This window comes from Sphingobium sp. CCH11-B1, assembly GCF_001556865.1.
GTDB lineage: Bacteria > Pseudomonadota > Alphaproteobacteria > Sphingomonadales > Sphingomonadaceae > Sphingobium.
In genome coordinates this window covers 1-7,061 of record NZ_LSJY01000188.1, presented here as the reverse complement: position 1 = coordinate 7,061, position 7,061 = coordinate 1, and the positions used below count along the sequence as shown (strand labels likewise).

The window sequence follows — 7,061 nt, the reverse complement described above, 5'->3', positions numbered from 1 at the left end:
TGCGACCGCCGTTCTCCTGCTTTCGGTGATCGCCTGGGCCATGCTCCGCTACAGCCGTACGCTGCCGATTACGCAGTTCTTCCGCTACAGCTCATGGCTGATGGCCATCCTGACGGTCGTGCTCGCGGGCAAGGGGGTTTCCGCTCTCCAAGAGGCGGGCATCATCGCCATAGCGCCGCTTCGCGATGTGCCCAGGCTCTCAATGCTTGGCCTGTTCCCTACATGGCAATCCGTGCTGGCGCAGCTCCTGATGGCAGTGGCTATCGGAACCGGCTTCGCCTGGAACCGTCGCGGCCAGTTGGCAAGGCATCGGCTCACTGACATCGATGCAGGTCCATAATGGAGGGCGGCGCCCTTACGGCTGAGCCGGGAGGCGTCCGTAGGATTCCGCCGCCTTTACTGGATCGTGCAGCGCACCGCCTTCTCGGCCTTCACAGCGGCTTTGCGGCATCCGTTGATCGGCTCACGATGGCGCAGACCCTGTCGGCCGCTCCGATCACCTCCCGGCTCGCCGGTGCATGTTGCGCGAGTCGGCCCCAGGGGCGTAGAATAGCAGCCCCAAGAGCATCCCGCCGCCGCTGGCGGCACCTCATCGCCATATTTGGAATAGGCCTCGCCTTCCTGGCCACAGTGCACCGCAGAGCGCCCCACCGATCACCGGTGTATTGGGGGTTTGCTCGGTTTGTTGATACTCGCGATATCGGTACAAGAGTTCCTGGGGGCACCTTCATACATGGCGGCCTCAACCATCTGGCGTTCTCAAGGGGAAAACATGATTTTGGCATTGAGGGTGGCAGTAGCCACATCGCTGGCGACGCCGATCGCAGTCACCGCGCAGCCTGCGCGCGTCGCGGATACAAGGGCCGTGGAGACGGTGCTGTCGCAGTACAAGGCCGCGATCGAGAAGCTCGATGCGAAGGGGACAGAGCGATTCTTCGCGGCCGACTCGCAGATATTCGAAACGGGTGGCTCCGAGGGAACCTACACTACATACCTCGCCCATCATCTTGGGCCAGAGCTGGCGGCGTTCAAGTCGTTCACATTTTCCGACTACAAGGTCAGCGTTCGCTTTGAGGGACCGGTTGCACTCGCTACCGAGACCTACCGCTATCGAATCGAACCCAAGAACGGAGCCGTAGCCGAGCGTATTGGCGTCGCGACCAGCGTCTTAACGCGCGAGGGAAATAGCTGGAAAATCGTCAGCATGCACAATAGCGGTCGCAAGCCGAAAGGCTCCTGATCGGTCTATGGCCGCTACTGCTTCTTCGCTGGATTCGACGTAGCCGACTGCGGTGTCGCGCTGGTCGAATTCGTCGGGTGATCGTGCTCCGCTATGCCGGCATAATGGTTCATCTGATCCTCGGAGATGTCCGACGTTTTCTCGCTGCTGCCACAAGCCGTTACGGCTAGGGGTAACAGAAACATGGCCGCGATAATCGCCCTCGATCTTCTCATAACATACCCTTCGATGCCGAACTGAACCCATCATAGCTGATACGGTGCTTATTTGACTTGCTCACAATGATACGGTGGACAAGATTGCGCTAGACCGGCATGCTCATGATGTCCTTATACGCGGAAAGCAACTTATTGCGAACTTGCAGCGTCGCCTCGAACGCGATCGACGACTCCTGCCGCGCGAGCATGACCTTTGCAATATCGACCTCTTCGCCGCGCTCATAGGCGACTGTCAACTGGCCGGCGCGAGCGTTGATTTCATTAATCTTTTGAATCTGTGTTTGCAGTGTAGAGGTAAAGCCGCCTGGTTCCGTACGTTCAGTCCCCAAAATCCTTTGGTTTGAGCCAGGCCCTGCAAGCGAGTCTGCACCGTCCGCCTTTCCAAGCACGGTATCCATCGCTGCTTCGAATTTTGCTCCCGCACCCCCGGGGCTACCAACAGAACCCGCGCTGCTTGCTACATTTCGAAGCGCCGCATTCCTGTCGAGGATGGCGCTTCGCACGGCCATGACGTCGTTGAAGATGCTGCTCATGTTCACCCCGGTGCGACCTCTAGCATAGCTGTATAATCGCATCGCATGCGTTAGAGGATGGTTAACGACGCTTAGGAATGATTGCTTCATCGTAAAGCCGTGCGCCGATCCTTATAGGATTCGTCCAAGCCTGCCAGACGATGCGCGACCAGAGGTCTAATCATTGGCAGTTGACGAGATGGGACTCACTACATACGGGGCATTTTAATTGTGCAGCGCGCCTTCTCTCGCTAAATCAAAGGACAATCGCGCACGACACCCTTGCCGCTCGCGCTGGCAGCTTGGGTATGGGGGCTCACCTTTGCCACGCTGATGCCCCTACGCTGGCGCCTGACGGCGCTTTTTCCCTCGTCGGCCCGGCTGCCGGGAGTGCACCTATGAGCGGCATCGAAGTGCCTGCGCTGCGGGGTCGGCCCTGTACCGTGACATTACCGCCCCGCGCAACCCCGATCATGCTCGGGATCCACCCTTATTCTGTCGCCTGCTTGACCTCGATCGTGCAGCGCACCGGCTTCTTTGCCTTCGTCGCCGACTTGCGGCACGTCTCGATCGTCTCGCGATTGTCGCGCAACAGCTTGTCGGTCGCGACGATCGCCTCCCAGCGCTCCGGCGCAGCGGCCCGCATCAACCGCTGCCCCCCCTCCCATTGCGTCGGCGCGTCCAAAACGCGCGTCGCCACGCCTTCAGGCCATAGCCAGCTATCGGGCGTCAGACGCGCGATCGGCCCCGCCAACGCGGCATAGAACAACAGCCCCAGCACCAGGCCGCCACCGCCGAACAGATATAGCCAGCGATTCTGCTCGTCGCCGCGCCGCGCGGAAGCAAGCCGGCTCCCGATCTCACGCGCGGCCTGGTCCAGCGCCGTGCGCGCCTCGGTGATAAGACGCTGGTCCTCGCGGCGCGCGCCGATCGCCGCCGTCGCGATCTCGCCCGCCATATGCGCCGGGTCCATCGACAGGGCAGGGCTTTTCCGCATCGCGGCGATCTGCTGGGCCAGAACCCCCAGCACCTTTTCGGTACGCTCAAGCGTCGGCTGATAATCGGGAATGTCGATGGACTCGCGCGCGGCGGTCAGCCCTTCGACCGCATGACGCAGCAACGACACCTCGCCGCGCAACCGCTCGAACGCGGCCACTGGATCGTCGCCGGCATGGGGTTCGCGATACTCGTCCTCGTCCATGTTTGTTTCTCTCCCTACCGGCTAAGTCCACGGTCGCGGCCGATTCCCAGCTCATGCGTCAACTGGCGGCCCAGCTCGCCGCCGCCCATCTGCGGGCTGCGCTCCATGCCGATCTCAAGCCCCAGCTCGCGGGTGCGATTACGCAGGATCGATTCCACCTGTGGATCGCGCTCAAGGCTTTTCGCCATGCCCGCCATTTCCTTGCCCGCCTTCTCGCGGCCCGTCATGTCGCCGGCGCGATAGAGGCGGTCCCGGTCCTGGGAGAGCTGTTGCCAGCGTTCCACAAACCGATCGGCGCGCAAGTTCGGATCGGTGCGCACGCGAGCTTCCTGCGCCATCGCTTCGATCATCGGGCCGCTGCGTCCCGCCGCCGCGTCGCGCAGCAAGGCCGGATCGCGCTGCATCGCCGATGCGAGGTCGCGCGAAGCTCCTGGCCTGATCTGGTCAAGCGCCTCGGTCGCGCGCTCGAGCGCGACTTTCTGATGTTCCAACACCGGCCCGCCCGATGCGCGGGCCTGCAACACCGCCTCGGCCGAACGCGAGGTCCGCTCGACCGCGCGCGCGAATGTCCGATCCTGGCCGCGATCCGGCAACGCCGGCGTGCGCTCCGCGCCCTTCGCCGGCTCGGCCGACAGCTTCAACCCGTCGAACATGCCGCGCTTAGGCCTCTCGCCCTGGCCGCGATTGGTCGCCGGCGCTGGCCGCTCGGGTGCGGGCCGGAAATTGTCGAACATACCCCGCCGCGGCCGCCCCTCGCCAGCGCCGCGGTCGTCGCCCATCTGGCGTGAAGTTCCCGCGCTCGGCGCGAGGATCTCCACGCCCTTCCGCTCGGGCGCATCCGCAACGCGGATCTCACCCGACAGCCCGCGCCGATCGGCGAACGATTGCGCCTCGGCGTCGCGGTCGCGGAACATCGGATAGTCGGACGCCATATCCTTCGCCCGCTCGCGGCCCAGCGTGCGGACAAGCTTGCCGGTGTCGGCGAAGTCGTCGCGGCCATAATGGAGCTGCACGCCCTCGCGATGCCGCGACAGCGCCACATAGGCCGAATGGCGGTCCATCCCCGGCGTCGCCAGCACATGCGCCTGATCGACAGTCACCCCCTGCGATTTGTGGATGGTGGCAGCATAGCCATGATCGACATGGGCATAGTCCTTGAGGTCGAACGCCACCGATCGGCCATCGTCGAGCCGCACCGCCATGCTGTCGGGCGACACCCGCTCGACCTTGCCCAGCAAACCGTTCTTCACGCCAAGCCCGCGCTCGTTCTTGAGGAACATGATGCGGTCGCCGCTGGCGAACTCCCGCGCGCCGCGCTCGGCCGACACGCGCACGTCGTCGCCCAATTCGCCCGACGCGCGCAGCCGATCGCGCGCGGCCAGGTTCAGGTCACGCACCTCCGCATTGGTATGGGTGAGGATGATCCGGGTCTTGTCCGGATCGGCGCTGCGCTGCGCGTCCCATCGGTCGACCAGCTCGGCCCGGGCCTGCTCGCGCGTGTCCGCCGCCTGCACCATGCCATGCGCCTCATAGGCATGGACGGCCTTGCCGGTCCTGCCCGTCGCCAGCGCCCGCGTGGCGTCTTTCTGCCAGTCCTCATGCTGCCGGCGAACCTCGCTGATCTCGGCCGCCCCATGCCGCTCGGCCAGCGCGCGAAACGCCGCGCCCGCCTCGATCGCCTGCAACTGCTCAGGATCGCCGACCAGCACCACCTTCGCGCCCGCCCGCTCGGCCGCCGACAGCACCCGCTCCATCTGGCGCGTGCCGATCATGCCGGCCTCGTCGATCACCAGCACGTCGCGCGGACCTAGCAGCTCCCGGCCCTGGTCCCACTGATATTCGAGACTGGCGATCGTGCGCGAGGCGATGCCCGATCCGCCTTCCAGGCTCTCCGCCGCGATCCCCGACAGCGCCGCGCCGCGCACCTGGTAGCCAGCGCGCTCCCATTCGTCGCGCGCGACCCCCAGCATGGCGGATTTGCCGGTGCCGGCGTAGCCGACCACGATGGCAATATCCTTCTCGCCGGTTATATGCGCCAGCGCAGCTTGCTGCTCTCCCCCGAGCACCAGGCCCTCACTCCCGGCGGCGTCCAGCCCCCTTTGCAGCGACGCTGCCGGGAGACCATGCCTCGCCTTGTCGGCAAGACGATCGGCGGCGTGTTCCAACCGCTGCTCGGTGTCGATCATATCGCGGGAGGTAAAGCGGTCCTCGCCGCGCCCGTCCTTGCCCAGCCCCACCAGCTCGGGCGAGGTCCGCACCGCGCTCATCACCTGGTCGAACTGATCCTTGCCGTCGCTGTGCCGGAACGCGAACTGCGCCAGGTCGCGCCGCGTGAACGTCGCCTGCTGCCGGGTGATCGCGTCCAGCGCGATCTCGGGCCGCGCAATGATCTTCTCGCCATTCTCGCGCGCGATCCGGGCATGGTCCTCGGCCCGCTCGGCCTCAAGCCCTTGTTCGGGCATCCGCGACGCAGCCGGTCCGATCTTGTGTTGCGGCTCAAGGTCAATGCCCTGCGCCTCCAACGTGCGATGATCTATGCGGGCATCAATATCCAGCTGGGCCAACCGCTCGTTGACATGATCGGCCCACGCCTCGCGCCACTCCTTCAGGAGCGCATTGCTGTTCCACTCGCGCACCTTCTGCCCGAAGCCCTCGGGGCCAACCTCGCGCATCGACAGCATGACATGCGCGTGCGGCTTGGGCTCGCCGTCCTTGCCCCTGTCCCAATGCACATTGAGGTCCGCGACCATGCCCCGATCGACAAACTGCTTTTCGACGAAATCGCGGGCGAGGCTCACGCCCTGAGCCGTGTTCATCTCGCGCGGGATCGCGAACTCGACTTCGCGCGCCAACTGCGCGTCCTTGCGCTTCTCGCCGGCCTCGACTTCATTCCACAGGCAAGCGCGGTCGTTTAAACGCTCCGGTGCGCCTTCGGGCAGTATGATTTCCGAATGGACGACGCCTGCCTTATTCGAGAAATCATGGTCGCGCCCGAGTCGATCATCGTGCAGCCGTTCCGCTGCACGATAGGCCGCGCTTGCAACCGCGCTCGATCCGTTGGCGCGACTCACAACCTTGGCCGAGAAATGGTAGATCGCCATGACACCCTGCTTATTGCACTTCTGAGCGCACGTCGGCAACGACGTATAAGCGCGCACTCACAATTCGCTTCGCTTCTCGCGATTGACTTGGTGGCGCTTCTGGCTTGCACTTCGTGTGGGGTCTGGCAAACTGCTCTGGCTAGGAGAACACAATGAGCCGTGCCTACGAAGATGCGATGGAGCGACGCAGCGACAAGTATGTTGCCCGCTCACTGGGTATCGATGCCGATACGCTCGCCGATTACCCCTTCCAGCTTGACGAGAATGCCAGTGACGACGGGGTGGTCTATGGCTGGCGCGTTCTCTGGGATGAGGAAGCGCCGCCCGGTGTCGATGTGAACGGTGCGGCCGGTTCGCTGTGGTCGGACATTCCCGCCGCGCCTGATGAACCCGACGAGGATGATTCCTGATGCGGAAGGTTCGCGATTACGATGCCGAGCTAAAGGCGCTTGGCGACAAAGCCCGCTCGCTCAAGGCGAAGCGGGTCGAACAGCTCGGCCAGCTCGTCGCCGCGACCGGGGCCGATGCGCTCGATGCCGAGACGCTGGCGGGCGTGCTGCTCGATGCTGTCGGATCAAAGGACGCGGGCGCACGGGAGGCGTGGCGGTCGAAGGGCGCGACGTTCTTTCAACGGCGCGGGCGCAAGGGTAGTGGCGCTCCTGCAATCGACGGATCGGCTGCTCAAGCTGAACCGCTCGGCGATGCTGCGGGCGGAAGCGGTGGAACGGCGAACCGATAGCAGGGGCTGGGTCGTGCAACGCCGCGAACGAACGCGCCATCTGATCGAGC

6 protein-coding genes and 1 pseudogene are annotated in these 7,061 nt (G+C 64.5%); 4 read left to right on the top strand and 3 right to left on the bottom strand.

Annotation, left to right across the window (positions count from 1 at the left end):
* Positions 1-340: pseudogene (locus AX724_RS19195) on the top strand (iron permease); the annotation flags it as partial.
* A gap of 432 nt (positions 341-772) precedes the next feature.
* Positions 773-1,240 (top strand): YybH family protein, encoded by a 468-nt coding sequence (locus AX724_RS19190; protein WP_066769725.1) that lies wholly within the window; start codon positions 773-775, stop codon positions 1,238-1,240.
* A gap of 304 nt (positions 1,241-1,544) precedes the next feature.
* Here AX724_RS19190 and AX724_RS23135 read toward each other — a convergent pair whose 3' ends face one another.
* The 3 genes from AX724_RS23135 to traA all read right to left on the bottom strand — a co-directional run bounded on the left by AX724_RS23135 (position 1,545) and on the right by traA (position 6,272).
* The gene (locus tag AX724_RS23135) at positions 1,545-1,991 is read right to left on the bottom strand and encodes a flagellar hook-basal body complex protein FliE (protein ID WP_197421634.1); all 447 of its coding nucleotides are present in this window, start codon (positions 1,989-1,991) and stop codon (positions 1,545-1,547) included.
* A 469-nt stretch (positions 1,992-2,460) separates the two neighbouring features.
* Positions 2,461-3,171, bottom strand: a complete 711-nt coding sequence (locus tag AX724_RS19175; RefSeq protein WP_066769714.1) for a DUF6118 family protein — start codon at positions 3,169-3,171, stop codon at positions 2,461-2,463.
* Positions 3,172-3,185: 14 nt separating this feature from the next.
* Positions 3,186-6,272 carry a Ti-type conjugative transfer relaxase TraA gene (traA, locus tag AX724_RS19170; protein ID WP_066769713.1) on the bottom strand — a complete coding sequence of 1,029 codons (3,087 nt, stop codon included), beginning with the start codon at positions 6,270-6,272 and terminating at the stop codon, positions 3,186-3,188.
* Positions 6,273-6,424: 152 nt separating this feature from the next.
* On the opposite strand from traA, the gene AX724_RS19165 reads away from it, so the two are divergent.
* Positions 6,425-6,682, top strand: coding sequence for a hypothetical protein (locus AX724_RS19165; RefSeq protein ID WP_066769712.1), 258 nt, complete (start codon positions 6,425-6,427; stop codon positions 6,680-6,682).
* Positions 6,682-7,011, top strand: a complete 330-nt coding sequence (locus AX724_RS19160; RefSeq protein WP_066769711.1) for a conjugal transfer protein TraD — start codon at positions 6,682-6,684, stop codon at positions 7,009-7,011. The genes AX724_RS19165 and AX724_RS19160 overlap by 1 nt, the downstream gene beginning before the upstream one ends.
* Positions 7,012-7,061 lie beyond the last annotated feature (50 nt).